The organism is Mycobacterium sp. NGS59 (assembly GCF_059812345.1).
Genome location: NZ_JCALCN010000008.1, coordinates 49,783 through 73,987, shown reverse-complemented (window position 1 = coordinate 73,987; position 24,205 = coordinate 49,783). Strand labels below are relative to the sequence as shown.

Sequence of the window (24,205 nt, the reverse complement as noted above, 5' to 3'; positions counted from 1 at the left end):
CGTTAGCGCTGGTCCGGGTTGACGCTAGAGGGGTGTTTCGGTAACCCTGTTGCGTCTGTGTTGCCGGCGAGCACGCCGAGCAGCTTGTGGTTGGAGTGCTCCCCCGTGGTTGGTGCGGGGGCCGTGGATTGTTGCCTTGAGCACGCGAGTGAGACTCCTGTATTTGTTTGCATTCCCCGAAACACTCTCCATTGCAACAACTTTGGATGTGAGTGGTGATTGATTATGGAAGTGATGCACCAGCGGTGTGCGGGTATTGATGTGTCGAAGAAAGACGCCAAAGTCTGCATCCGTATCCAGGGCCAGGGCCGACGCGCCACCACTTCGAAGGTGACGACGTGGGGTTCGACGTCGGGTGAGATCTTGGCGTTGGGCGCGTATCTGACGGCTGAGAAGGTCAGCTGTGTGGTGATCGAGTCGACCTCCGATTACTGGAAGCCGTTTTTCTATCTGCTCGAAGATCAACACTCGATCATGCTGGTCAACGCCAAAGCTGCCCGCAATGTGCCGGGCCGCAAGACCGATGTCTCTGATGCGGCGTGGCTGGCCGATCTGGGGGCGCACGGACTGGTGCGGGCTTCATTTGTACCCCCACCTGCGATCCGGATATTGCGTGATCTGACGCGTAGTCGCACCGTCATCACCCGCGAGCGCACCAAAGAGATCCAGCGTCTGGAAAAGCTTCTCGAAGACGCTGCGATCAAACTTTCGGCGGTGGCCTCCAATATCGTCGGGGTCTCCGGACGAGCCATGCTCGAAGCGTTGATCGACGGTGAGCGCGACCCGGCGGTTCTAGCTGACCTGGCCAAATGCGGGCTGCGCGCAAAGATCCCGGCATTGACCCAGGCCTTGCAGGGGCGCTTCACCGAACATCACGCGTTCATGGCCCGGCTCTTCCTGGACCGTATCGATGCCCACAGCAGCGATATCGCACGACTCGATGCCCGCATTGAGGAGCAAATCGCACCTTTTCAGTACGCCCGGGACCTGCTGATCAGTATCCCGGGCTGGTCTCAGGTGGTCGCTGATGTGTTCATCGCCGAAGCCGGCGCCGACATGAGCGTGTTCCCCTCAGCCGGTCATCTTGCGTCCTGGGCCGGGGTAGTGCCCGGCAGTAACGAGTCCGCAGGCCGGGTCAAATCCGCCCACCCCCGACCCGGCAATCGGCACCTCAAAGGCGCCCTCGGCATCGCCGCGCTATCGGCCGCACGCACCAAAAATACCTACATCGCTGCCCGATACCGGCGAATCGCCGGCCAACGAAGACCCACCCAAGCCCGCAAGAACACCTCCCGATCGGGCTCCATCCAAACCATGACAGCAACCGTGGCCATCGAGCACAAGATGCTCATCGCCGCCTGGAACATGCTCACCAACGGCACCTTCTACCAAGAACCCGGCACCGACTACTACACCCGACACCAAACCGGACGCGCCAAAGCCAAAGCGATCAAACAACTCCAAAACCTGGGGTACGACGTCACTCTCGAACCACGCACCACCGTCGCCTAACCATCACCACCTAGCCACTCACCAGCCGTGGTCACCTCTATTTTCGAGTGAGACGCAAAAGCCCCTCATTTCGGCACGAAATGGGGGCTTTTGCGTCTGCTCGCGCGTCCCGGGGTCAGCCCTCGAGGTCGCCTTCGGTTTCCAGCAGTGCCTGACGCAGCCCGTCTAGAGTGTCTTGCCGCGGCTCGGCCCACATGCCGCGCCCGGCGGCCTCCAGCAGCCGCTCGGCCATGCCGTGCAGCGCCCACGGATTGGACTCCGTCATGAATTTGCGGTTCTCCGGGTCGAGCACGTAGCGCTCGGTGAGTTGCTCGTACATCCAGTCGGCCATCACGTGGGCGGTGGCGTCGTAGCCGAAAAGATAGTCGACGGTGGCCGCCATCTCGAACGCGCCCTTGTAGCCGTGCCGGCGCATCGCCGACATCCAGCGCGGGTTGACGACGCGGGCGCGGAAGACCCGGGTGGTTTCCTCCGACAGCGTGCGGGTGCGGATGGCGTCGGGCCGGGTGTTGTCGCCGATGTAGGCCGCCGGCGCCTGACCGGTCAGCGCCCGCACGGTGGCCACCATGCCGCCGTGGTACTGGAAGTAGTCGTCGGAGTCGGCGATGTCGTGTTCGCGGGTGTCGGTGTTCTTGGCCGCCACCGCGATTCGCCGGTACTGGCGGTTCATGTCTTCAGTGGCGGGCCGGCCTTCCAATCCGCGGCCGTAGGCGAATCCGCCCCACGCGGTGTAGACCTGCGCCAGGTCGGCGTCGTCGCGCCAGTTACGGCTGTCGATCAGTTGCAGCAGTCCGGCGCCGTAGGTGCCCGGCTTTGACCCGAAAATTCGTGTGGTGGCGCATCTTTGGTCGCCGTGAAGGGCGAGGTCGGCGCTGGCGTGCGCGCGCACGTAGTTGTCCTCGTCGGGTTCGTCCAGGGCGGCGACCAGGCGCACGGCGTCGTCGAGCATGGTCACCACATGCGGGAACGCGTCGCGGAAGAACCCGGAGATGCGGACCGTGACGTCGATGCGCGGTCGGCCCAGCTCGCTCAACGGGATCGGGGTCAGGTCCACCACGCGCCGCGACGCGTCGTCCCAGACCGGCCGCGCGCCGAGCAGGGCCAGCACCTCGGCGATGTCGTCACCGGAGGTGCGCATGGCCGACGTGCCCCACACCGACAGGCCCACCGACCGGGGCCACTCCCCGTGGTCGGACCGGTACCGGTCCAGCAGCGAATCAGCCAGTGCCACACCGGCTTCCCATGCCAGCCGGGATGGCACCGCCTTGGGGTCGACGGAGTAGAAGTTGCGTCCGGTGGGCAACACGTTGATCAGTCCGCGCAGCGGAGAGCCCGACGGCCCGGCTGGGATGAACCGGCCGTCCAGTGCCCGCAGCACCTGGTTGATCTCGGCCGAGGTGCCGGCCAGCCGCGGCACCACCTCGGTGGCGGCGAACCGCAGCACCGCGGCGACGTCGGGGTTGTCGGTGAGCCGGTCGGCCGCCGCTGGGTCCCAGTCCGCCTTCTGTAGGGCGCTCACCAATTCTCGTGCCGCGCTTTCGGCCTCGTCGACGGCGACGCGTTCGTCGCTGCCGTCCTCGGCCAGCCCGAGCGCCTGCCGCAAGCCGGGCAGCGCGTGTTCGCCGGCGAAGAGTTGGCGGGCCCGCAGGATGGCCAACACCAGGTCGAGTTCGCCTTCCCCGGTTGGCTTTTGGCCAAGGATGTGCAGGCCGTCGCGGATCTGCACGTCCTTGATCTCGCAAAGCCAGCCGTCGACGTGTAGGAGCATGTCGTCGAAGGTGTCCTCGGCGGGGCGCTCGGTCAGACCCAGGTCGTGGTCCATCTTGGCGGCCCGGATCAGCGTCCAGATCTGCTGCCGGATGGCCGGCAGCTTGCCCGGGTCCAGGGCGGCGACGTTGGCGTGCTCGTCGAGCAACTGTTCCAGACGGGCGATGTCACCGTAGGTTTCGGCGCGGGCCATCGGCGGGATGAGATGGTCGACCAGCACCGCGTGCGCCCGCCTCTTGGCCTGGGTGCCTTCGCCGGGGTCGTTGACCAGGAACGGATAGATCAGCGGCAGGTTGCCCAGTGCGGCGTCGGATCCGCAGGCCGCCGACATGCCCAGCGTCTTGCCCGGCAGCCATTCCAGGTTGCCGTGTTTGCCGAGGTGCACGACGGCGTGCGCCCCGAAGCCGGTATCGAGCCAGTGATATGCCGCCAGGTAGTGGTGACTGGGCGGCAGGTCGGGGTCGTGGTAGATCGCCACCGGATTCTCGCCGAATCCGCGCGGCGGCTGAACCATCAGCACCAGGTTGTCGGATTGAATTGCGGCAATGACGATTTCGCCGTCGGGGTCGCTGCTGCGGTCGACGAACAGGTCACCGGGCGGGGCGCCCCAGTGGCGGGTCACCGCGTCGGTGAGCTCGGCGGGCAGCGTGCCGAACCAGTCGCGGTAGTCTTTGGCGGACACCCGAATCGGGTTGCCTTCCAGCTGGCCCTGAGTGAGCCAGTCCGGATCCTGTCCCCCACGTTCGATCAGTGCGTGGATCAGCGCGTCACCGTCGCCGGCTGCGACGCCGGGCAGCTCGCCGACGCGATACCCGTTATCGCCCATGGCCCGCAGCAATGCGACCGCGCTGGCCGGGGTGTCCAGGCCGACCGCGTTGCCGATGCGCGCGTGCTTGGTCGGGTAGGCCGAGAACACGACGGCGACGCGCTTGTCGGCCGGGTCGACACGTCGCAACTGAGCATGCCGGATGGCCAGGCCGGCCACCCGGGCGCAGCGCTCGCGGTCGGCGACGTAGGAGATGAGGCCGTCGTCGTCGATCTCCTTGAACGAGAACGGAACCGTGATGATGCGGCCGTCGAACTCGGGCACCGCGACCTGGGTGGCCACGTCCAGTGGCGACAGACCGTCGTCGTTGGTGTGCCACTGGTCGCGCGGGCTGGTCAGGCACAGTCCCTGCAGGATCGGGACGTCAAGTGCGGCAAGGTGTTCGACGTTCCAGCAGTCATCCGACCCACCGGCCGCCGCCTCCGCGGGCTTGGTTCCCCCGGCTGCCAGCACGGTGACCACCATCGCGTCGGATTCGGCGAGCTTGGCCAGCAGTTCGGATTCCGCGGTGCGCAACGACGCGCAGTAGACCGGCAGCGCTTTGCCGCCGGCGTCTTCGATCGCCTCGCACAGCGCCTCGACGTAGGCGGTGTTGCCGGCCAGCTGTTGCGCGCGGTAGTAGAGCACCGCGATGGTGGGGCCGTCCGGGTTTCCCGCATCCTGGCGCTGGAACACGCCCCAGGTCGGTGTCGCCACCGGTTCGGTGAAGCCGACGCCGGTCATCAGCACGGTGTCGGACAGGAAGGCGTGCAGCTGGCGCAGGTTCTCCACGCCGCCGTGCGCGAGGTAGATGTGGGTCTGCACGGCGATCCCGGCCGCCACGGTGGACCGTCCGGTCAGCTCGGCGTCGGCGGCTTGCTCACCGCTGACCAGCACGGTGGGCACGCCGCTGGCCAGCACCGTGGCGATGCCGTCCTCCCACGCCCGGTAGCCGCCGAGGATGCGCACCACGACGATGTCGGCGTCTTCGAGCAGGTCGGGCAACTCGACCTCGGCGAGCCGCGCCGGGTTGGCCCACCGGTAGTTCTTGTCGGTGGAACGGGCGGTGATCAGGTCGGTGTCGGACGTCGACAACAGCAGGATGGTCGGCTCAGCCACTCCCCATTCGTACCGCAGGGCGATCAGTCCACCGAATCGGCGCGTAGGGTCCAGGCATGAGCAGGGGTTTCGTCGTCATGTTCGCCGTCGGATTGATCGTGGCCCTCTTCGGCCTGATCTGGGCGCTGCAAGGCTTCGGAGTGCTGGGCGGCAGCCCGATGAGCAACACCACGACGTGGTCGGTCATCGGTCCGATCACGGCGTTGATCGGTGTGGTGATCGCGGTCTTCAGTTGGCGGAAACTGTCGTCGAAGTAAGGCTTTCAGGCCACGGTGAAGTTCACCGAGTGCCAGCCGGTGGCGCCGTCGGGGACGGGATCGGCCCGGTCGTCGGTCTGCGCGGCGCCGGTGTTGTCGATGGCTCGCACGGTAATCTGCTGCCGCCCGGGGCTTTTCGCCTGCCACCGGAAGCTCCACAGCCGCCAGGTTTCGTTGGAATAGCTTGCGCCCAGTTCGGCGGACTGCCAATCGCCATCGCCGATGCGGACTTCCACGGCTCGAACACCACGATTCTGCGCCCATGCCACCCCGCCGAACACCGCGGGTCCGATCGGCACCTGCTGACCGCTTCTCGGCACGTCGATGCGCGACTGCGTCTTGATCGGCGCACGCGCTGCCCAGCCATGCCTGGTCCAGTACGCCTTGGCCCTGTCGAAGCGGGTCAGTTCCAGATCGACGACCCACTTGGTGGCCGACACGAAGCCGTAGAGTCCGGGCACCACCAGCCGCGCCGGGTAGCCGTGCTCGACGGGCAGCGGCACCCCGTTGAGGCCGACCGCCAGCAGCGCCTCCCTGCCGTCCGTCACCGCCTCTACCGGCGTACCGGCGGTGAACCCGTCGATGGAGGTGGACAGCACCATGTCGGCGTCCTTGTGCACACCGGCCGCCGCCAGCAGATCGGCCAGCCGGTAGCCCGTCCACAGTCCCGTCGAAATCAGATCTCCGCCAACCGGATTGGATACGCACGTCAGCGTCGTCACGGTATCGACGACGTCAAAGCGTGCGAGATCCTCCAAGCTGTAGGTGGTTTCGTGGTCCACCATGCCGTGGATGCGCAACCTCCAGTCGCCGCGGCTGAGTTGCGGCACCGCGAGCGCCGTGTCGATTCGGTAGAACTCGGCATTGGGAGTGATGAAACTCGGCAGCGCAACACCTTTCGGCTGCACGTCGGGCGGTATCTGCGGTGCCGTGGTGCGCGCTCGCGGCAGGGCGAAGGTCTTGCGGTCAGCGGTCACCGAATGCGCCAACCGCGTGAAGAAGGCTCCGGCGACTCCGCTGACGACTCCAAAGCCCAGCAGTCCGAGCATGACCAGTCTGCGCCGGCCGGCATCAGGTGCATCTTCCGAATCGGACCAGGACCGACGGGCGAGCGCGCGCAGGACCGCCACGCCGCAAGCGGTACCCACGACGGTAGGGATGACGTCCAGCGCCGATCCGCCCTGCCGCGACAACACCGCCGCACAGCCGAGGACGCCGAGCACCACCAGCACCGCGCTGCCCATCGGGCGTCGTCGCGTCTCCAAGGTCCCGGCCAACGCTGCGATCGTGGCAACCACGATCAGCACGACCACCGCCAGGAAGGGCTTGTCCAAGGTGCCGAGGGTCTGTATCGCCCACTCTTTGACAGGGCCGGGCGTCAGGTCGATCACCGCCGAGCCGACCGCGGTGCGGGCGTCGGCCCGTCCGCCGAACGGAATGCAGAGCAGCTGGGCGACACCGAGAGCCACCGCGGCCGAGGCGACCCCGGCGATCATCCGTTCATTCCACGAGGCCGTCGCCATCGCAGCTACTCTACTCGCGACTGGAAAACCTTTGCGGTGCAGCAGGACAGCGGAATCGGGCGCGGTCCGGGTGAGCGGGACCGTACGCTGATGCGATGCACACTGAGTCTCTTGCCGGGAAGGTCGTCGCTGTTACGGGCGGCGCTCGCGGAATCGGTCTGGCCATCGCGACCGCCGCTCAGCGGTCAGGCGCCAAGGTGGCGATCGGAGACATCGACGACGCAGCCGTCACCGAGTCTGGCGACCGGCTGGGGTTGACGGTCTCGCGTCACCTGGACGTCACCGACCGCGCGTCGTTCATCGAATTCCTCGACGCGGTGGAGAACGGGCTGGGGCCGATCGACGTCCTGGTCAACAATGCCGGCGTGATCGCGGTGGGCAGCGCCGTGGAGGAGGACGACGACGTCACCCGCCGGCTGCTCGACGTCAACGTGTTCGGCGTCATCCTCGGCACCAAGCTGGGTGCGCAGCGCATGTTGCCGCGTCGTCGCGGTCACATCGTCAACATCGCGTCGCTGGGTGGTGTGTTACCGGCCGAGGGCATCGCCACCTACTGCGCCACCAAGCACGCGGTGCTCGGCTACACCGACTCCGTCCGGCTGGAGAATCGGGGCAGCGGCGTGCAGTTCTCGTCGATCATGCCGACGCTGACCAACACCGAGATGATCGTCGGCATCGGGCACGCGAAAGGATTCAAGAACGCCGAGCCGGTGGACGTGGCGCAGGCGGTGGTCAGCGTCATCACCAAACCCGAAGCGCGGGTGGTTATTCCGCGGTCGATGGGCATCATGGTGTCGTTGCAGCAGCGGCTGATGCCGCGTCCGCTGGCCGAAGCGATGGGGCGCGTGCTGGGCACCGACCGGGTGTTCACCAGCGACGTGCAGGCCGACAAGCGCCGGGGTTATGCAAAGCGGACCGGGACTTCCTGAGTTTCAGGCACTTCCGGGACAACCCCCAGCCGGCGGCCACGGCGGTCGACTACTTCACTTCAGCGTCGCCGCGATGCGCTCGGCGACTTCCCGTGCCACCAGCTGTGTCTCTTCGCCGTGACCCGGCACGTACCGGTCGGCGGCGGCGTCGTATTCGGCGCCGGCGATCGAGCCGTGATCGGCCGCCAGCTCAGCCAGGTCCACCGGCCATCCGATCCGTTCCAGTGCGGCTGCGAAGTCTCTGCTGGCCGCGACCGGTACGGCATCGTCAGCGACGCCGTGCAGCAACGTGAAAGGCGCGCCGATATGGTCGGACGGCAGCTCCTCGGTCAACACCCGACCGGTGATCGGATCCGGTGCCATGAATGCGCCGGCCAGGCAAACCGTATGTGCGAGAGCAAGATCGCGGCGGGCGCCGTCGAGGGTGAGGCCCGCGGCGGCGGCTCCACCCAGGGACCAGCCCACCAGCACGATGCCCTCGGTGTCGTTGCCGTGTTGACGGGCGAAGTCCAGCGACCGCAACAGATCCGCGCGGCCACCGTCGTCAGCGTGTGAGTTCCAATCCGGGGCGACCACCGCGGCGCCGTGGCCGGCGATCAGGCCGGCCAGCGGGCGGACCGCGGCGCGGGCATCGGTCTGCATGCCGTGCCAGAGCAGCACCAGCGGTTGAGCCGGGTCACCGAACACGTCGGCCAGCCGACCGGGGGCATATTCCTGCGTTCGCACAGACACCGGTGTGCCCGAGAAGTCTGATTCCAAACCGTGCCGCCGAAGTCGTACCGTAGTTGGGTGGCCAGAACCCGCGACTTCGACGCGTGTCCGGGCGCATTGCAGGTGCACCCGGCCGCCGACGGCGCGTTGGTGCGGGTTCGGCTGCCCGGCGGCATCATTACTGCCGAGCAGTTGACCACGTTGGCCCGGCTTTCGGTGGAACACGGCTCGGGCATGTTGGAGTTGACCGCCCGCGGCAATGTGCAGTTGCGGGCGGTCGCCGATGTGGACGCGGTGGCCGACGCGGTCGCCCGAGCCGGGCTGTTGCCGTCGGAAACGCACGAACGGGTCCGCAATATCGTGGCGTCACCGTTGTCCGGTCGGGCCGGCGGTAACGCCGACGTGCGACCGTGGATCGCCGAACTGGACGCGGCGATCTGCGGGGAACCCCGGCTCGCCGGACTGGGTGGCCGGTTCTTGTTCAGCATCGACGACGGCCGTGGTGACGTGTCGGGTCTGCGCGCCGACGTCGGTGTGATCGTCGCCGAGGACGGTCCGGCGCTGCTGGTCGCCGGGCGCGACACCGGTATGCGTCTGCACGACGTCATCGACGAGCTGATCGGGCTCGCAGTGCGGTTCGTGGAGATCCGCGGAAAGTCTTGGCGGATAACGGAACTGGACAACCTGGCGAAGCTGCTTCCCGGCGTCGCACTGGGCACTGAGTTCGCCCCGGTGACCAAACCGCCGGTGGGCTGGCTCCCCCAGGACGACGGACGGGTCGCGCTCGGCGCGGGGGTCCCTCTCGGGGTGCTGCCCGCTCGCATCGCGGAGTTCCTCGGCGCGATCGAGGCGCCGATGGTGATCACACCGTGGCGGTCGGTGCTGGTGTGCGATCTGAGCGACGAAGTGGCCGACGCCGCGCTGCGCGTGCTGGCGCCGCTGGGCCTGGTGTTCGACGAGCACTCGCCGTGGCTGAATGTCAGCGCGTGTACCGGCAGCCCGGGTTGTGCGCACTCGAGTGTCGATGTGCGCGCCGACGCGGCAGGGGCGCTGGACGAGACCTGCACCGTGCACCGGCACTTCGTCGGATGCGAACGAGCGTGCGGCAGCCCGCCAACCGGGGAGGTGCTGGTCGCCACCGGGACGGGGTATCGCGTACTGAGGTCTTAAGGTGGGCGGGTGCTCGACTACATCCGCGACGGCGCGGAGATCTACCGGCAGTCGTTCGCGACCATCCGCGCCGAAGCCGACCTGACCCGGTTCCCCGGCGACGTCGAGCGGGTGGTGGTGCGGTTGATCCACACCTGCGGGCAGGTCGACGTCGTCGAACACGTGGCGTTCACCAATGATGTCGTGGTCCGCGCCGGCGCCGCGTTGCGCCAGGGCGCCCCGGTGCTGTGCGACTCGTCGATGGTGGCTGCCGGGATCACCAGCGCGCGCCTGCCCGCGGGCAACGAGGTGGTCTCGCTGGTGGCCGACCCACGCGCGCCCGAGCTCGCCGCCCGCCGGCAGACCACTCGATCGGCGGCCGCCGTGGAACTGTGGGCCGAACGAGTGCCTGGCGCCGTCGTCGCCATCGGCAATGCCCCGACCGCGCTGTTCCGGTTGCTCGAACTACTCGACGACGGGGTCCCGCCGCCCGCCGCGGTGCTTGGCGGACCGGTCGGCTTCGTCGGGTCCGCGCAGTCCAAGGAAGAGCTGATCGAAAACCCGCGCGGCATGGCATATCTGGTGGTGCGCGGCCGTCGCGGCGGCAGCGCGATGGCCGCCGCGGCGGTCAATGCGATTGCGACCGAACGCGAATGACCGACCGGGGCACGCTGTGGGGAGTCGGGCTGGGCCCCGGCGATCCGGAACTGGTGACCGTCAAAGCCGCGCGGGTGATCGGTGACGCCGACGTGGTCGCCTATCACAGCGCGCGGCACGGTCGCAGCATCGCGCGCGGTATCGCCGAGCCCTATCTGCGGCCCGGTCAGATCGAGGAGCACCTGGTCTACCCGGTCACTACCGAGACGACCGATCACCCCGGTGGCTACGCGGGCGCGCTGGAGCATTTCTATGTCGAAGCCACCGAGCGCATCGCCGCGCACCTGGCCGCCGGGCGCAATGTGGCGCTGCTCGCCGAGGGGGACCCGCTGTTCTACAGCTCCTACATGCATCTGCACACCCGGCTCACCGAGCGCTTCGATGCGGTGATCGTGCCCGGTGTGACGTCGGTGAGCGCCGCCTCCGCCGCCGTCGCCACCCCGCTGGTGGCCGGCGACGAGGTGCTGTCGATCCTGCCGGGCACCCTGCCGGTGGCTGAATTGACCCGCCGGCTCGCCGACGCCGACGCGGCGGTGATCCTCAAGCTCGGACGCTCGTATCGTAATGTGCGGCAGGCACTTTCGGTGGCCGGCCGGCTGGACGAGACGTTCTATGTGGAACGGGCCAGCACGCCCGGGCAGCGGGTGCTGCCGGCCGCCGACGTCGACGAGACCAGCGTGCCGTATTTCTCACTGGCCATGCTGCCCGGGGGGCGGCGACGCAATGGCGCCTCCGCCGCCACCGGTTCGGTGGCCGTGGTGGGTCTAGGCCCGGGCGGCTCCGATTGGATGACACCGCAGAGCCGGCGCGAACTGGCCGCGGCGACCGATCTGATCGGCTACGGTAACTACCTGGATCGGGTGCCGGTGCGCGAGGGACAGCGCCGCCATCCCAGCGACAACACCGACGAACCCGGGCGGGCCCGGCTGGCCTGTTCGCTGGCCGAGCAGGGGCACTCGGTGGCGGTGGTGTCCTCGGGGGATCCGGGGGTGTTCGCGATGGCCACCGCCGTGTTGGAGGAGGCCGAGCAGTGGCCGGGCGTGCCGGTCCGGGTGATTCCGGCGATGACGGCAGCGCAGGCGGTCGCCAGCCGCGTCGGGGCTCCCCTGGGGCATGACTACGCGGTGATCTCGCTGTCGGACCGGCTCAAGCCGTGGGACGTGATCGCCGCGCGCCTGCGGGCCGCCGCCGCGGCCGACCTGGTGCTGGCCATCTACAACCCGGCATCGAAGTCGCGGACCTGGCAGGTCGGGGCGATGCGTGATCTGTTGCTCGAGCATCGCGAACCCTGCACGCCGGTGGTGATCGGCCGCAACGTGGCCGGCCCCGACGAAAAGGTGCGGGTGGTCCGGCTGGCCGACCTGAACCCCGACGAGGTGGACATGCGCTGCCTGCTGATCATCGGGTCGTCGCAAACCCGTTGGCAGACAACACATTCAGGTGATCGGGTTTTCACGCTGCGGCGGTATCCCGGCTAACTGCGGACCCCTCGCGAGCAGACGCAAAAACACCTCATTTCAGCATGAAATGGGGGTTTTTGCGTCTGCTCGCGCTACCGGAGCGCCGCCACTGCTCGCGCTACCGGAGCGCCGCCACCCAGTGCTCGGCCTCCTCGACGGTGCCGACTGTGTTCACTCCGTCGGGCAGGCGCGGACGCGCCACCATCACCACCGGGATGCCGAGTGCGGCAGCCGCATCCAGTTTGGGACGGGTCATGTCCCCGCCACTGTTCTTGGTCACCAGCGCGTCGATGCGGTGCTCGGTCATCAGCGCGAGTTCGTCGTCGTACTCATAGGGTCCGCGGGAGAGCAGCAGTCGATGCCGGGACGGCAACACGTCGGGAGCGGTGACCACCCGCACCAGAAACCATGCGTCGCTGTCGGCGAACGCCCGGACAGCCGATCGGCCGCTGGTCAGGAATACCCGCGAATAGCGTTGCCGTGCAACAACCTCCGCCGCCTCGGTGTCGGATGTCACGACCGTGGCGGCGCCGGGATCCCACGGCGGGCGGGCCAGCACCAACAGCGGTATCCCCAAATCGCCGCACGCTCGCGCGGCATGCGCGGTCATGGTGGCCGCGAACGGATGGGTGGCGTCGACGACGGCGTCGATGTGTGCGTCGTGCAGGAAGCTTCGCAGCCCGTCCACCCCGCCGAAACCACCGATGCGTACCCGGCCGACCGGCAACGCGGGATCAGGCACCCGGCCGGCCAGCGAGCTGACGAGGTCGACCCGCGGGTGCAGTCTTGTGGCCAACGCGCGCCCTTCAGCGGTGCCGCCGAGCAGCAGCACGCGCATCAATGCGGTCCCAGGCCGCGTCGCGCCGCGGAGTACAGATAGCTGTCGGTGAATCCTTCGGCGGCCAACACATCGCCGATCAGGATGACCGCAGTCTTGGTGATCTTCAATCGATGCATTTGTGCGGCGATGTCGGTCAGCGTGCCGCGCAGCACGGTCTGTTGCGGCCAGCTTGCGAAAGCCACGACCGCGACCGGGGTTTCGGGGCGGTAACCGCCGTCGAGCAGCTGTGGCACCACCGCGTCGATCTGCGCGGCGGCCAGGTACAGGACCAGGGTGGCGCCGGGTCGGCTCAGGGCGGTCAGGTCTTCGCCCGGCGGCATGGCGGTCGACAGCGTCGAGACTCTGGTCAACGTGACCGTTTGGGCCACGCCCGGCACGGTGAGCTCACGCTTGATGGCGGCGGCGGCCGCGGCGAAAGCGGTTACCCCGGGCACGATTTCGTAGCTGATGCCCCGGGCGTCCAGTTGTCGGCACTGCTCGGCCAGCGCGCTGTAGAGCGACGGGTCACCGGAGTGCAGTCTGGCCACGTCGTGGCCCGCGGCGTCGGCGGCCGCGAGTTCGCCGACGATCTGATCCAGCGTCAGCGGGCCGGTGTCGACGACTTTCGCGTCGGGCCGACATTGCGACAGCAGGTCTGTCGGCATGATCGAGCCGGCGTACAGGCACACCGGACAGCGTTGTAAGAGCCGTTGACCGCGCACGGTGATCAGGTCCGCGGCGCCGGGCCCGGCACCGATGAAATACACCGTCATTTCGTCACAACCCACTGCGTGACGGGCAGCTGCGGGCGCCACCCGGCGAACCCGCCCAGCGGTTCGGCTCGGTAGTGCTGAAATCGCTGCAGGCCCCCGCCGTGGCGGGAATATGCTTGCGTCAGTAGAGCTTCGGATTCCACGGTGACCGCGTTCGCTACCAGCCGACCGCCGTGCGGCAGGTGATCCAGGCAGGCGTCGAACAGACCGGGCTGGGTGAGGCCACCGCCGACGAAGATCGCCGACGGCCTCGGGGCACCGTTGAACGCATCCGGTGCGGCGCCGCGGATTTCGATATGCACACCGTGGGCCGCGGCGTTGGTCCCGATATTGCGACGACGCTGGTCATCACGTTCGAAGACGACCGCTGTGCAACCGTGGCCGGCTTGGCACCATTGCACCGCGATGCTGCCCGAACCGGCGCCCACATCCCATAACCGCTGTCCCGGACGGGGGGCCAACGCCGCGAGGGTGACCGCCCTGATGCCGTGTTTGGTGATCTGGCCGTCATGGGCGAAGGCGTTGTCGGGCAACGAGAACACGCGCTCGTCGGGCAGGTACCGAACGGCGATCACATTCAGGTCCTCGACATCGACAGGGGTGTTCTCGGCCCACCCCCGCGCGGTGTCGTCGCGGCGTCGTTCGCGCGGGCCGCCGAGTTCCTCGAGCACGGTGAACTGCGAGTCGCCGCGGCCGTGGTCGGTGAGCAGCGCGGCCAGTGATGTGGGGGTTCTCCCGTTGCCCGACAACACGATTGCCTGTCCCCCGCGCCGCACCGCGGTGTGCGGCTGCGCCGTCACCAGGCTGATCACCTCCGTCTCATGGACGTTCCACCCCATCCGCGCGCATGCCAGCGTCACCGACGAGACATGTGGCAGCACCCGCACTTTGTCCGGGCCGAACAACCGGATCAGCGTGCCGCCGATGCCGAACAGCAGTGGGTCACCGCTGGCCAGGACGTGGATGTTGGATTGGTCGACGGGCAGGTCTTGCAAGGCCGGCAACAGCGGGGACGGCCACTCCTTCCGGGTCGCTCGGACGGTGTCGTCGAGCAGGCCGAGTTGGCGTGAGGATCCGTAAACGACTGTGGCGTTGCGTAATTCGCGGCGCGAGGCATCCGAGATCCCGGCCATGCCGTCGGCGCCGAGACCGACCACGGTAATCATCGCGGCATCCGCCGCCACACGAATTGCGGCAGCAGCTTGAGCCCGAAGAACATCGGCCGCAACGCCCAGGGAATCCACACGGTGCGTCGGCCCTTGCGCAAGGCACTGGCCGTGGCCGCAGCGACCTGTTCGGGGGTGCTGGACAACGGCGCCGGTGCCATCCCCTCCGTCATTCGTCCGATGACAAAGCCCGGCCGTGAGATCAGCAACCGCACGCCGCTGCCGTGCAGGGCGTCGGCCAATCCGCTGGCGAAGCCGTCCAGACCGGCCTTGGCCGAACCGTAGACGTAGTTGGCCCGACGCACCCGCACCCCGGCCACCGAGGAGAACACCACCATGTCTCCCCTTCGGGCCTGGCGCATGACGGCCGCCAAATGGGTGAGCAGGCTGACCTGCGCGACGTAGTCGGTGTGCACGATGTCCACGGCGTGCGCGGCGTCGGTTTCAGCTCGGGTCTGGTCGCCCAGGATTCCGAAGGCCAGGACCGCGGTGCCGATGGGACCGTGATCGGCGACGATCGACTCGACGAGGGGGCCATGTGCGGTGACGTCGTCGGCGTCGAACTCTCTGGTGTGCACCGCCGCGGCGCCGGCCGCTCGTAGCGCGGCGACTTCGTCAGCGAGCCGGTCGGCGTTGCGCGCCAGCAGTACCACCGACGTCCCGGGAGCCAGGCGACGCGCGAGTTCGATGCCGATCTCGCTGCGCCCGCCGAAAATTACCACCGGACCCGTGCCCGTGTCGTCCACGGCTGTGATTATTGCCTGCGCTAGCGTGGAGGGCGATGGCCAAGACCACGACCCGCCTCACCGACGACGCGCTGGCGTTTCTCACCGAACGCCATCTGGCCATGTTGACCACGCTGCGAGCCGACAACTCGCCGCATGTGGTGGCGGTGGGATTCACCTTCGACCCCAAGACTCATATCGCACGGGTGATCACCACCGGCGGGTCACAAAAGGCCGTCAACGCCGAACGCGGCGGCATAGCGGTGCTGAGCCAGGTCGACGGTGCCCGCTGGCTGTCACTGGAGGGGCGCTCCATCGTGAACAAAGACGTCGACGCCATCCGCGACGCCGAGTTGCGCTACGCCCAGCGCTACCGCACCCCGCGGGCCAACCCGCGCCGGGTGGTCATCGAGGTCCAGATCGAGCGGGTGCTGGGCTCGTCGGAACTGTTGGACCGCGTCGAATAGCTCTCGTCGGCCTACGGCGTGAGGGTGTACTGCACCCACGCGCCGCCGACCGGTCCCGCCGCCGCATGCAGCAGGGAGTTCTGCACCCCGGTTCGTGGCAGTCCGAAGGTCAATCCCAAGGCCGTGCACGCGGCCGGAGCTGCCGCAAACGCGACGGGCGCCGTCACCGTCCAGGCACCTGACCCGGTCTGGCAGGCCGCGGGATGCGATTCCCCGCACGAGGTGGCCGCCCACCGGCCGTCGGCTCCCTGCAGCGTGCAGGTTCCTGCGCTCGCGCGCGGCTCGTCGGGCGCCCAACTCCACAACGTGCCCTGAATACGTCCGTCTTCGGGCAGCAACTGGTCGAAGCCGAACAGATTGACGCCGCAGTTGGTCATCGACTGCGTTTTGGCCGGGGTGAGCGCCTCCGGATTGTTGGGCGGCATGGTCGGGTGGACCAACGCAGAGACGAACGTCGAGTCCTCGAAATAGCGGACGATGTTGGTGGCATAGACGGGCGGACCGTAGGTGCCGTCGCAAGCCGGGTAGGGCTGGTACTGCGAGGTCTTACCGCTGTCCACCTCTTCGCCTTGCCAGTTGAAGACGGCGTTGCCGAGCGCTGGCGCACAAGGGCTGCCGCTGACCAGCACGACCTGGGCGCCGGCGGTGCGGACGTCGTTGCGTGAGACGGTTCTGGGAAGCAGCGCACAACCGTTGAGGCCGATGTCGGCGGGGTTCGGCGGGTAGATCAGGCTGGTTCCGTTGGGACGGCGCAGCTGAGTTTGCAGGGTGCTCAGCGCCGATGTGTACGCGGTGGGATTTCGCAACTGGTCCTCGACGAGAATCAGGACGACTTCGTTGGGGTTGGCGTTCAACCACGCCGCGATGCTGGGCAGCACCTGGTCCAGCAGCGGTTCGGTGGTGCAACCCAGGTTGGCCTGAGCTGCCGAAAGACCGTGGCAGACAGCGACACCGCGGCCGCCGAGCTGGCCGATCTGTGGCACGTAATGCAGATCCAATTCGATGGCTCGGACGTCGATATCGAGTTGTTGAGGCATCGACAGCTGCTGGTTGGAGTCGGCGTGGGAGGGGGTGAACTCGTTGGCGAGGCTGTTGAACGAGTTGTGGGTGCCGATCCACTGGGCGTTCGCGAACGGCACCGGGTCGCCGAGCGCGTACTGGAATCGGGCGGTGCGGTGTACCCATGACTGCAGATAGGCGACGGTCGCCGCTTGAGTCACTTTGTGCGCCAACGGAACCCGGCACAGGTTGTCCGGGATCCCGACCCTGCGGCATTCGGCGGCGACCGCGTCGGCGAGTTTGCCGGTCCCCACGCACGGGAAAGCGACCGGGCTGATGGCGTTGCACGGCGCGGTCGGCGACGGAGGGTTCGGAAGCTCGTTGACGTCGGCGGTCACCGGTGCGGCGTTGGCCCACGTCAGTGCCAGCGCACTCATGACGACCGCACACTTCAGCCACGGGGCGCTAAGCATGCGCGCAACCTTGGCACGGCGGTACTACCGGTTCAGGAAACGTTGTCGAGTTGGTTGAGTGTTGCAATCACGTCGTAACTACCGCGGTCGCAGCCTCCGTTGCCACTTCTGCTTCGTTGACGTTTGGCCGGTTTTCCCGGTTCACCGCCTACGCGCGGCAACGGTGAATTGCCGGGGTCCTGGCCGGACAATAGCCTCGGTTGTTGCTCGGTCCTATCGGTAGGCGGAGGGAGCCACAAGTGTTCGTCGACAACGCAAGATTGCGTTCAGGCGGCAGCGAATCGCACGGCGCTGGTGAGCACACCCACGTGGCCGTCAAACATCTTGCGCAAGCGATGTTTTCGTCACAGATGTTCGGTGACTATGCCGCAGCCTCCGCTTTTCACGATGTGGCGGCGTCGGCACGCGACCGGCATCAGGAAAGTTTGTCAGCTCACCGGACGAGCCTGGTCGCGATCGGTGACAACGCAGATGTCGCGGCGCAACGCTTCGCAGACATGGACGCCGACAACGCAACCCGGATTCGGGCGGTGCGGTGCACCTCCGCTATCTGAACGTCGCACAGCTGGTCGATCGCGCCGGTGGTGATCCATGGATCATTGACCAGAGCTTGCAGCGCGGACGCCCGGCGCAGATCGCAAGTCTGGCACAGGCTTTTCATGATGCGGGTCAGGCGACCAGCGACGCCGAGGCGGCGTTCGCCGAAGCCCGCCGCCAGTTCGAGGCGGCCTGGAACCGGGAGAACGGTGATCACCCGATCAACGACTCGGCCGAAGTCCGACGCACCACTGAATCCTTGGGAGTGCAAGCGGCACAACTTCCCAAGATCGCAGTGGCTCTGGAACGTGTCGCGGCGGCTTTGGCCGACGCGCAACGCGCGTCCCGTAGTCAAATCACGTCGCTGGAACGCGAACTCGAAGACATCGACCGCCAAATCGGGGAAGCTTACGCGCTCGCGGACAAAGGCCTCCTGTCGTGGGCCTACGAATGGGAGCTTGAGCGAGAAGTTGAAAGCCTCGAACAGCAGGCCGCCCATTGCCTGGCCAGGGTACTGCACGTGGTCAATTGGGTCAGGGACACGTATTCCGCTGTGCTGCAACGCCTGTCTGGAACAATGCGCTTCGAATTTGGCTATGATGCGGCACCGTTGGGCGCTTTGGACGGATACGAATTCGAGACGCCCTACCAGGCCGAACGCGACGTGCACGATGCCCTCGCCGGTGATCGACAGGCCGCTTCGCGGGTCAACGACATGTTGAACTCGATCACCGACGAACAGCGTGCCGGCAAGCAACCATTGACGCCCGAACAGGCTGCAGTGCTGAGTCAGTTGCAGGCTCAGCAGCACGGGATGTCGATCGCCGCAGTGGAAGCTGCCCAGGGTCGACTCGGTGACCAGGGGCAGCTGATCGCCAACTCGTGGCAATTGATGAGCAATCCCGCGATCGCGTTTCCGCGCACCGAACTCAAACCCGGGGCCACGCAGGGAACCGAGATGGTCAACGGTGGTGCGGCACAACTGCCGGACACCGTGCGGCGCGCACTGGATTCCCCCGGGGTTCTGTATGCGACTGATCTGCAGGCGATTTCGCGGTTGGTCAAGGGCGGCAATCCGGCTCTGCAAACCAACACAGAGCTGGATCGAGGAATGATGCGCAAGGCATCAGCGATCATGGGTGCGCCGATCTGGTCACATGACCGCGCCAGCAACGGCGAGAACTTCGGGCGGGACCCTTATCTCGACCCGTTAGTCGCCGGTATGTTCGCGGCGGTGTCGCCGGATCACCAGGTTGTGCACGATGCGTTGACTGGTAGAGGGGGTGACGAGTTCCTGGGACGCGTTACCCACCACTTCTGGTCTGATAACGGCAAAGGTGTTGCATCGCTGTTCAATTGGGCAGAGGCCGCTACGCATGGCCCGGAAGCGCGGCTCGCCGGCGAAACAGCTCACGCCGTCGCCACTTATATCGGGAGTCACGAACAGGAACTTCTCCATCTTCCCGGCCATCACACCCTCGGTGATGTGAATCCGCATCTGGTTGGGGGCATGGCACATGGACTGGCGCCCTACATCGGCAATATCGCTCACACGCCAGGCGGCCTGACGGAATTCGGCGAAGCCCCCGACAACATGGGTGCGGCCGAGTCCGGAACGATGCCGATGGCCAAGGGAATTTTCTCCGTGCTCAGCACTGAGCGTGCGGCTTCCGACTACTTCAACGGGATCGCCGCGAACCAGGCTCTGGTCGCCGAAAATGCTTATGTCAGCGAGCTGTTGAGCCATGCGCCGAACATGCACAGCTACAACGCCAACCTGGGCCATGCCATGACCCTGCGCGGGTTGATTGATTCGGGAATCCACAACGCGGTACAGGCGCGCGCCGACAATGAGCATGTTGTCGAGGATGCCGCACTGCGCAGCGAATACGACCAAAGAAAAACGGCGTACGAGGCTGGGGTCAAGATCGCCAGCTCGGGGATAGGCCTGATACCTAAGGTCGGTGTGATCACCGGCGCTGCAATAAGCGTGTACGGCACCCTCGTTGAGAACGACATCCTCGGACCTGCTCCCACAGCAACCGTTCTTACCGACCACGCCGTGCCGCCGATGTCCATCGGCAGGGCTGACCGCGAAATCCTCGACGCTGTACTCGCTTCCAGGCATCCCATCTCCCTTCCGGATGCGTACCTGGTTAACGGACATGTCGGGACCCCGGAAGAAGTGGCGAGGCTTATCAGCGGTCTGACGCCGGACGAATACGACCACGTGCTCAGCCAGGCGGTGACTGACCTGTTCGCACAGAACTTCGAGGCAGGCGCGAACCAGCCGGTCATCATCGACCAGCACATGATGCAGCGCTACAACCTGATCGTTGCGGACCCCGACCCGGCGAGGAAATAGCAACGTCCTGCCTGGCCTGGGTGTTGCGGCGGCACTGAATAACCGGGATGTCGAATTGGCGCTAGCATCACCGAATGCCGTGACCCTGCGGACGGTAAGCATCGAGGCGTGTGCTGGAGGCTCACAGCTTCAGGTACGGCAGCAACGCTTGGAAGGACATGATGAGCGGGGACGACCAGCTACGAATCATCCTCGACCAGCTTTCACAGCTGCTGGGGATACCCCCGCCGCCGATGATCACCCCTGACCAGTTGGCGACAGGGAGTTCTCAGATCAGTCAACTGCTGCGGGCGTTGGGTGCTGCGGCCAACGCGGGCGATGCCGGGGACAACAGCGAGGCCCAGGCCGGCCACGACGAACGGGAGGCGAAAACGTCCGATGCGCTGGCCAAGTTCCCGGCCAACGAGGAACAGGCCGCGGCGCAATTGGCCGGCGTCGGCGGTCAAGGTGAGATGTCTCAGATGTTGCAGCAGATGCCGCAGATGGTGTCGGGCATGGCCGGGGGGATTGCCGGCGCGCTCGGAGGTCTGCTGCAACCGCTGAGCCAGATTCCGTCCCAGCTCGCGCAGGCCGGGCAGCAGGCGATGCAGGCCGGGATGGGGATGATGCAGCAGAGCGCGGGCGGGGGTATGGGCGAACCCGCGGACCTGGTCGACGCCGAAGAACTCAGTGGCGGTGGCGGCGGATTCTCCGGAGGTGGCGGTGGCGTCAGCGGTGGTGGTGGCGGCGGTGCGGGCATCGAGGGAACCACACCAACGGCGATGCTCGGACCGCCGCCGACGCCCTCGGCCGGTACCGTGCCCGCCTCATCGCAGGCTGTCTCGTCTGCCGCGCCCGCGCCGGCGGAACCTGCGGCGCCCCAACGAGGTGCGATGGGAGCTATGCCGATGATGCCGCCGGGGGCCATGCACGGCGCCGCGGGTAGCAACAACGAAGCCAAGCCTGATACCAAACGCATCGTCGGTCCGACGGTGAAGAACGGTGCTCCCGTGCAGGGGCGCATCACCACACCACCGCCCGCGCCCGCGGTGGTCAAACATGTCGAGGGCAAGCCGGTGGCGACGCGGCGCATTCTGTTGCCGGACGACAAGCGCGGCGAAGAGGGCGCCGGCCCCGGCCGTTAACGCTGTCGCGGAGCAAATGCATGCTGTGGCTCTCGTATCCAGGTCAGCGTGCTTGTTCGGCGGTGGTGGCAAAGTGTGACTGGCGGAATTCCGGATGAACGATACGATCCTCGCGTGTCGAATGTGTCTGTGCCGCAGCCAGCTCCGTGGCCGCCCGTGGCGCCTCCGCCCCGGCGGCCGTCGCGGGGGCTCGCGCTGGTGTCGTTAGGGATTGCGTTGGTGGCAGTCGGCGTCGCCGTTGCGGCCTGGCTTCGTCCCGTACCCAAATATGAGCCTCCGGCTCCTCCGACGTATTCAAGTCAGCAGGTGGCGGATGCGAAGGCGAAAGTGTGCGCTGCGTACTCCAAGGTTCATCAAGCATTTGCCGTGGTTGGCGGACGCGACGGCGGTACGGATCCCACCGCTAGCCTCGCGGTTGCGACAAGTTCCCGCCAGGCGTTAGAAGTGGGTAGCCGGTACCTCCTGGCCAAACTTGCCGAGGAACCAGCTACTGTCTCCGATCTGGCGACGGCTGTCCGCAAACTGGCTAATGCGTATCAAGAGCTCGCTATTGACTACCTCGGCGACGCGAGCGATTCCGATGTGAAACCGTTGCGGCTATCGGTTGACCAACTTTCGGCAACAATTGATGGGCTCTGCTAGGTGACGGATTTCCCACCGGGGGAATGGTCCTTCTTGCTCATTGGCGATCAATGGCCTAGTGATCAAGAATTGATGGCTTTGCAGCGTGGTAGGTCAAATCGGCAAGCGCTCAGGAACGAATACTCCTGTTTCGCCAATCTATTACAAAGAGCTCAATCGGAGCTGCTAGCCGAGCAACATGGGCTCACGATTGACGATCTGCGCCAGCAGTTCCGACTCGGAGAAGATCATGCTCGACGCGTCGAAGAAAAAAACTCCGTGAAAGAAAAGGCGTATGGGGAGGCGTACGACAGTATGCAATGCCTGCGCCAAGCCTTGACCGCCCTGGCCGAAGAAGGCAATCGAGAAATCAGCGGAATTCAGAACTCCACGGAACCTCAGGCTGCCAAAGTTGCTCAGATCGTCGCAGTTATAGAGCGTTATCGAATGCTTGCAAACCTCGCGGCGGCCAAATACGGTAGCAATCTATTGGAGGCAATCCAGAGAATTCTAGTCGTCGAGGAAAACAATCAATCGGCTCGTGAATTCGCTACCGCCCATGGTGCTGACGTCGGCCAGATGTTCCGTCCTAGTGACCAGACCAAAGTGGAGGACCAAGTACGGACCATGCTCGGCGGACAGCCTGGTCCGACAAATTTGCCGGGTAATGCTTCCACTGCCCCCACGTCGCCGGGATCAACCTTGCAGGCCACGGGAAGAGAGGGAGTCCGACTACCACCCCATCTCGAAGACAGCCGATTTGTCGGCGGCTCCTATATACCGACACGCGGCGAGAGTCCGCGTTTGCCAGCAAACCTCCGAACAATACCGAAGGTCGATCCCGCGTCAGCACAATTGTCAGTACCGATAGCGCCGACACCGGCAGGCCAAGGCGGTGGAGGATCGACGTCGTTGCCTCATTCCATAGCGCCTTCCAACCCTTCATTGCCAGTCACTAATCCTGCTCCATACGGCCCGGGACCCCTTGCCGGCACCCCCGCGCCCCACGTCCTCCCATCCCCAACCATCTCCCCATCCGAACTCGCCCAAAGCTTCAACAAGGGCCTTGAGTCCGGCACTCCTCTATCCGCGACTGCCCATGCCGCCGCATCAACACCAACGGTGTCTGCGGAATCGCATCTCAGCCATCCCGCATCGACGACTCCGGCAGCGGTGCCTGCCGCGCAAGCCCATGTGCCAGTGGTCGATTCGCCGCCGCCGGCTCACCACGCCGCGGCGCCGGAAGCTTCGCCGCCTCCGCAGATAGTCGCGGCCGCGCCTGCGGTGGCGCCTGCGGTCACGCCGCAACCCGTCGGTCCACTCCCCTCTTACGGCGCTGACTTGAGGCCACCGGTTTCGACGACCATCGCACCGCCGCCACCTTCCAGTCCGCCCACAGCCGTGTCGGCGGCTCCGACATCGGCGCCGGTGAATCCCTCGGCCGGCCAATCGGGCACGGGCCAGCCTGCGGTGGTGCGCCAGACCAGCGCCGCCAACGCCGCATCTGCACCACCTCCGTCGGGCACGGCAGTCGCGGCTCACGCCGTCGCCGCCACGGCGACCGGAGCCGTTGTCGGCGCCGCATCAGCCGATGCCACCGCGCAAGCACGACTCCAGCGCCTGGTCAACGCGGTCGCCCGTCAACAACCTCGCCTGGCGTGGGCGATCGGCGACTGCGCGGATCAAACCACCGTGCTGACAACGGATTTGGCGAGCGGCTGGATCCCTCCGGGCATTGAGCTGCCGTCCGCGGTGACCCTGCTGGCGCCAGCCCGACGCCGCGGCAACCTGGAAGCCTTGCTGGGCGATGTCACGCTCGCCGCCAGCTACACGCCAATTCATCACGTCGCCGCCGACGACGACGAGCGGCCTGTGATGTCACCGCGACCACGATCCGCGCCTGAGGTCAACGAACTCGGCTGGGAACTCTGTCAGGCCACCCAGTGGCGAGACGGCCTCCCGCGACTGGCGCACACACTCGCGAAGGCAGTGACGGCGGGTACCGGGGTGCTGGACTCCGAAATCGACCTGCTGCACCAGCATTTGAAGACGGTCAGCACCCAAGTCCTCGACAGCTACCCCGACGCCGTCGACGCACAGCACATCGGTAACTGGCAACTGCTGGCTGCCATCGATGCGCTCATCGGCGGGGAAAAGGCCGTCGCCAACTATCACCTGGCTTGGTTCCTGACGGGCACACCCGACAACGGTCCCGATTAAGCGGTGTCACAACTTGTCGCTGATAG

The 24,205-nt window shown here is 66.5% G+C and carries 21 protein-coding genes; 12 read left to right on the top strand and 9 right to left on the bottom strand.

Annotated elements, in window-relative coordinates; all coding sequences use genetic code 11:
* The first annotated feature begins 225 nt into the window (after positions 1-225).
* On the top strand, positions 226-1,512 hold the full coding sequence (locus tag AC5Y46_RS11675) for an IS110 family RNA-guided transposase (protein WP_499991157.1): 1,287 nt from the start codon (positions 226-228) through the stop codon (positions 1,510-1,512).
* Between the two features lie 115 nt (positions 1,513-1,627).
* Here the strand turns inward: AC5Y46_RS11675 and cobN are convergent, their stop codons facing one another.
* Positions 1,628-5,203 carry a cobaltochelatase subunit CobN gene (cobN, locus tag AC5Y46_RS11670; protein WP_499945145.1) on the bottom strand — a complete coding sequence of 1,192 codons (3,576 nt, stop codon included), beginning with the start codon at positions 5,201-5,203 and terminating at the stop codon, positions 1,628-1,630.
* 56 nt (positions 5,204-5,259) lie between these two features.
* Here cobN and AC5Y46_RS11665 point away from each other — a divergent pair, with 56 nt between their 5' ends.
* Entirely contained in the window at positions 5,260-5,460 is a 201-nt protein-coding gene (locus AC5Y46_RS11665) for a hypothetical protein (protein ID WP_499945144.1), read from the top strand.
* Positions 5,461-5,465: 5 nt separating this feature from the next.
* On the opposite strand, the gene AC5Y46_RS11660 is transcribed toward AC5Y46_RS11665, so the two are convergent.
* The gene (locus tag AC5Y46_RS11660; RefSeq protein WP_499945142.1) at positions 5,466-6,983 is read right to left on the bottom strand and encodes a molybdopterin-dependent oxidoreductase; all 1,518 of its coding nucleotides are present in this window, start codon (positions 6,981-6,983) and stop codon (positions 5,466-5,468) included.
* A gap of 95 nt (positions 6,984-7,078) precedes the next feature.
* Between AC5Y46_RS11660 and AC5Y46_RS11655 the strand changes: the two genes are divergently transcribed.
* The gene (locus tag AC5Y46_RS11655; protein WP_499991155.1) at positions 7,079-7,912 is read left to right on the top strand and encodes an SDR family oxidoreductase; all 834 of its coding nucleotides are present in this window, start codon (positions 7,079-7,081) and stop codon (positions 7,910-7,912) included.
* 54 nt (positions 7,913-7,966) lie between these two features.
* Here AC5Y46_RS11655 and AC5Y46_RS11650 read toward each other — a convergent pair whose 3' ends face one another.
* Positions 7,967-8,638 (bottom strand): alpha/beta hydrolase, encoded by a 672-nt coding sequence (locus tag AC5Y46_RS11650; RefSeq protein ID WP_499991153.1) that lies wholly within the window; start codon positions 8,636-8,638, stop codon positions 7,967-7,969.
* A 63-nt stretch (positions 8,639-8,701) separates the two neighbouring features.
* On the opposite strand from AC5Y46_RS11650, the gene cobG reads away from it, so the two are divergent.
* Genes cobG through AC5Y46_RS11635 form a run of 3 tightly spaced genes read left to right on the top strand, consistent with a single transcriptional unit; the run spans position 8,702 to position 11,907 of the window.
* Entirely contained in the window at positions 8,702-9,793 is a 1,092-nt protein-coding gene (gene cobG / locus AC5Y46_RS11645) for a precorrin-3B synthase (RefSeq protein ID WP_499991152.1), read from the top strand.
* Between the two features lie 9 nt (positions 9,794-9,802).
* Positions 9,803-10,429 (top strand): precorrin-8X methylmutase, encoded by a 627-nt coding sequence (locus AC5Y46_RS11640; protein ID WP_499991149.1) that lies wholly within the window; start codon positions 9,803-9,805, stop codon positions 10,427-10,429.
* Positions 10,426-11,907 carry a precorrin-2 C(20)-methyltransferase gene (locus AC5Y46_RS11635; protein ID WP_499991147.1) on the top strand — a complete coding sequence of 494 codons (1,482 nt, stop codon included), beginning with the start codon at positions 10,426-10,428 and terminating at the stop codon, positions 11,905-11,907. The genes AC5Y46_RS11640 and AC5Y46_RS11635 overlap by 4 nt, the downstream gene beginning before the upstream one ends.
* A 100-nt stretch (positions 11,908-12,007) precedes the next feature.
* On the opposite strand, the gene AC5Y46_RS11630 is transcribed toward AC5Y46_RS11635, so the two are convergent.
* From AC5Y46_RS11630 to AC5Y46_RS11615, 4 genes are read right to left on the bottom strand one after another with little or no spacing between them, the layout of a single operon-like run.
* On the bottom strand, positions 12,008-12,727 hold the full coding sequence (locus tag AC5Y46_RS11630) for a cobalt-precorrin-6A reductase (protein ID WP_499991146.1): 720 nt from the start codon (positions 12,725-12,727) through the stop codon (positions 12,008-12,010).
* Positions 12,727-13,482: a precorrin-4 C(11)-methyltransferase gene (cobM, locus tag AC5Y46_RS11625; protein WP_499991144.1), complete on the bottom strand. Its 756-nt coding sequence runs from the start codon at positions 13,480-13,482 to the stop codon at positions 12,727-12,729. Before cobM ends, AC5Y46_RS11630 begins: the two co-directional genes overlap by 1 nt.
* Positions 13,479-14,648 (bottom strand): precorrin-6y C5,15-methyltransferase (decarboxylating) subunit CbiE, encoded by a 1,170-nt coding sequence (gene cbiE / locus AC5Y46_RS11620; protein ID WP_499991143.1) that lies wholly within the window; start codon positions 14,646-14,648, stop codon positions 13,479-13,481. The genes cobM and cbiE overlap by 4 nt, the downstream gene beginning before the upstream one ends.
* Positions 14,645-15,394, bottom strand: coding sequence for an SDR family NAD(P)-dependent oxidoreductase (locus AC5Y46_RS11615; RefSeq protein ID WP_499991141.1), 750 nt, complete (start codon positions 15,392-15,394; stop codon positions 14,645-14,647). Before AC5Y46_RS11615 ends, cbiE begins: the two co-directional genes overlap by 4 nt.
* Before the next feature lie 35 nt (positions 15,395-15,429).
* On the opposite strand from AC5Y46_RS11615, the gene AC5Y46_RS11610 reads away from it, so the two are divergent.
* Positions 15,430-15,840, top strand: coding sequence for a F420-dependent biliverdin reductase (locus AC5Y46_RS11610; protein WP_499945123.1), 411 nt, complete (start codon positions 15,430-15,432; stop codon positions 15,838-15,840).
* 11 nt (positions 15,841-15,851) lie between these two features.
* Here the strand turns inward: AC5Y46_RS11610 and AC5Y46_RS11605 are convergent, their stop codons facing one another.
* Positions 15,852-17,312, bottom strand: a complete 1,461-nt coding sequence (locus AC5Y46_RS11605) for a phosphoinositide-specific phospholipase C-related protein (protein ID WP_499991139.1) — start codon at positions 17,310-17,312, stop codon at positions 15,852-15,854.
* 239 nt (positions 17,313-17,551) lie between these two features.
* On the opposite strand from AC5Y46_RS11605, the gene AC5Y46_RS11600 reads away from it, so the two are divergent.
* From AC5Y46_RS11600 to AC5Y46_RS11585, 4 genes are all read left to right on the top strand, one after another.
* Entirely contained in the window at positions 17,552-17,866 is a 315-nt protein-coding gene (locus AC5Y46_RS11600) for a DUF2563 family protein (RefSeq protein WP_499991137.1), read from the top strand.
* Positions 17,848-20,214, top strand: coding sequence for a putative alpha/beta hydrolase (locus AC5Y46_RS11595; RefSeq protein ID WP_499991135.1), 2,367 nt, complete (start codon positions 17,848-17,850; stop codon positions 20,212-20,214). The genes AC5Y46_RS11600 and AC5Y46_RS11595 overlap by 19 nt, the downstream gene beginning before the upstream one ends.
* 161 nt (positions 20,215-20,375) lie before the next feature.
* The gene (locus tag AC5Y46_RS11590; protein WP_499991133.1) at positions 20,376-21,338 is read left to right on the top strand and encodes a hypothetical protein; all 963 of its coding nucleotides are present in this window, start codon (positions 20,376-20,378) and stop codon (positions 21,336-21,338) included.
* Positions 21,339-21,557: 219 nt separating this feature from the next.
* A complete protein-coding gene (locus tag AC5Y46_RS11585; protein WP_499991131.1) occupies positions 21,558-21,980 on the top strand; it encodes a hypothetical protein in 423 nt (140 codons plus the stop codon).
* A gap of 1,307 nt (positions 21,981-23,287) precedes the next feature.
* On the opposite strand, the gene AC5Y46_RS11580 is transcribed toward AC5Y46_RS11585, so the two are convergent.
* The gene (locus AC5Y46_RS11580; protein ID WP_499991129.1) at positions 23,288-23,416 is read right to left on the bottom strand and encodes a hypothetical protein; all 129 of its coding nucleotides are present in this window, start codon (positions 23,414-23,416) and stop codon (positions 23,288-23,290) included.
* Between the two features lie 16 nt (positions 23,417-23,432).
* Here AC5Y46_RS11580 and AC5Y46_RS11575 point away from each other — a divergent pair, with 16 nt between their 5' ends.
* Complete coding sequence (locus AC5Y46_RS11575; RefSeq protein WP_499991127.1) at positions 23,433-24,179, top strand: DUF5631 domain-containing protein; 747 nt, start codon at positions 23,433-23,435, stop codon at positions 24,177-24,179.
* The last annotated feature ends 26 nt before the right edge of the window (positions 24,180-24,205 follow it).

Bases quoted from the DNA above. Each gene is read 5' to 3' on its own strand.
- AC5Y46_RS11660 (WP_499945142.1), bottom strand. From the start codon at position 6,983: ATGGCGACGGCCTCGTGGAATGAACGGATGATCGCCGGGGTCGCCTCG.
- AC5Y46_RS11635 (WP_499991147.1), top strand. From the start codon at position 10,426: ATGACCGACCGGGGCACGCTGTGGGGAGTCGGGCTGGGCCCCGGCGAT.
- AC5Y46_RS11610 (WP_499945123.1), top strand. From the start codon at position 15,430: ATGGCCAAGACCACGACCCGCCTCACCGACGACGCGCTGGCGTTTCTC.
- AC5Y46_RS11655 (WP_499991155.1), top strand. From the start codon at position 7,079: ATGCACACTGAGTCTCTTGCCGGGAAGGTCGTCGCTGTTACGGGCGGC.
- AC5Y46_RS11630 (WP_499991146.1), bottom strand. From the start codon at position 12,727: ATGCGCGTGCTGCTGCTCGGCGGCACCGCTGAAGGGCGCGCGTTGGCC.
- AC5Y46_RS11665 (WP_499945144.1), top strand. From the start codon at position 5,260: ATGAGCAGGGGTTTCGTCGTCATGTTCGCCGTCGGATTGATCGTGGCC.
- AC5Y46_RS11590 (WP_499991133.1), top strand. From the start codon at position 20,376: ATGAGCGGGGACGACCAGCTACGAATCATCCTCGACCAGCTTTCACAG.
- AC5Y46_RS11675 (WP_499991157.1), top strand. From the start codon at position 226: ATGGAAGTGATGCACCAGCGGTGTGCGGGTATTGATGTGTCGAAGAAA.
- cbiE (WP_499991143.1), bottom strand. From the start codon at position 14,648: ATGATTACCGTGGTCGGTCTCGGCGCCGACGGCATGGCCGGGATCTCG.
- cobM (WP_499991144.1), bottom strand. From the start codon at position 13,482: ATGACGGTGTATTTCATCGGTGCCGGGCCCGGCGCCGCGGACCTGATC.
- AC5Y46_RS11605 (WP_499991139.1), bottom strand. From the start codon at position 17,312: ATGCTTAGCGCCCCGTGGCTGAAGTGTGCGGTCGTCATGAGTGCGCTG.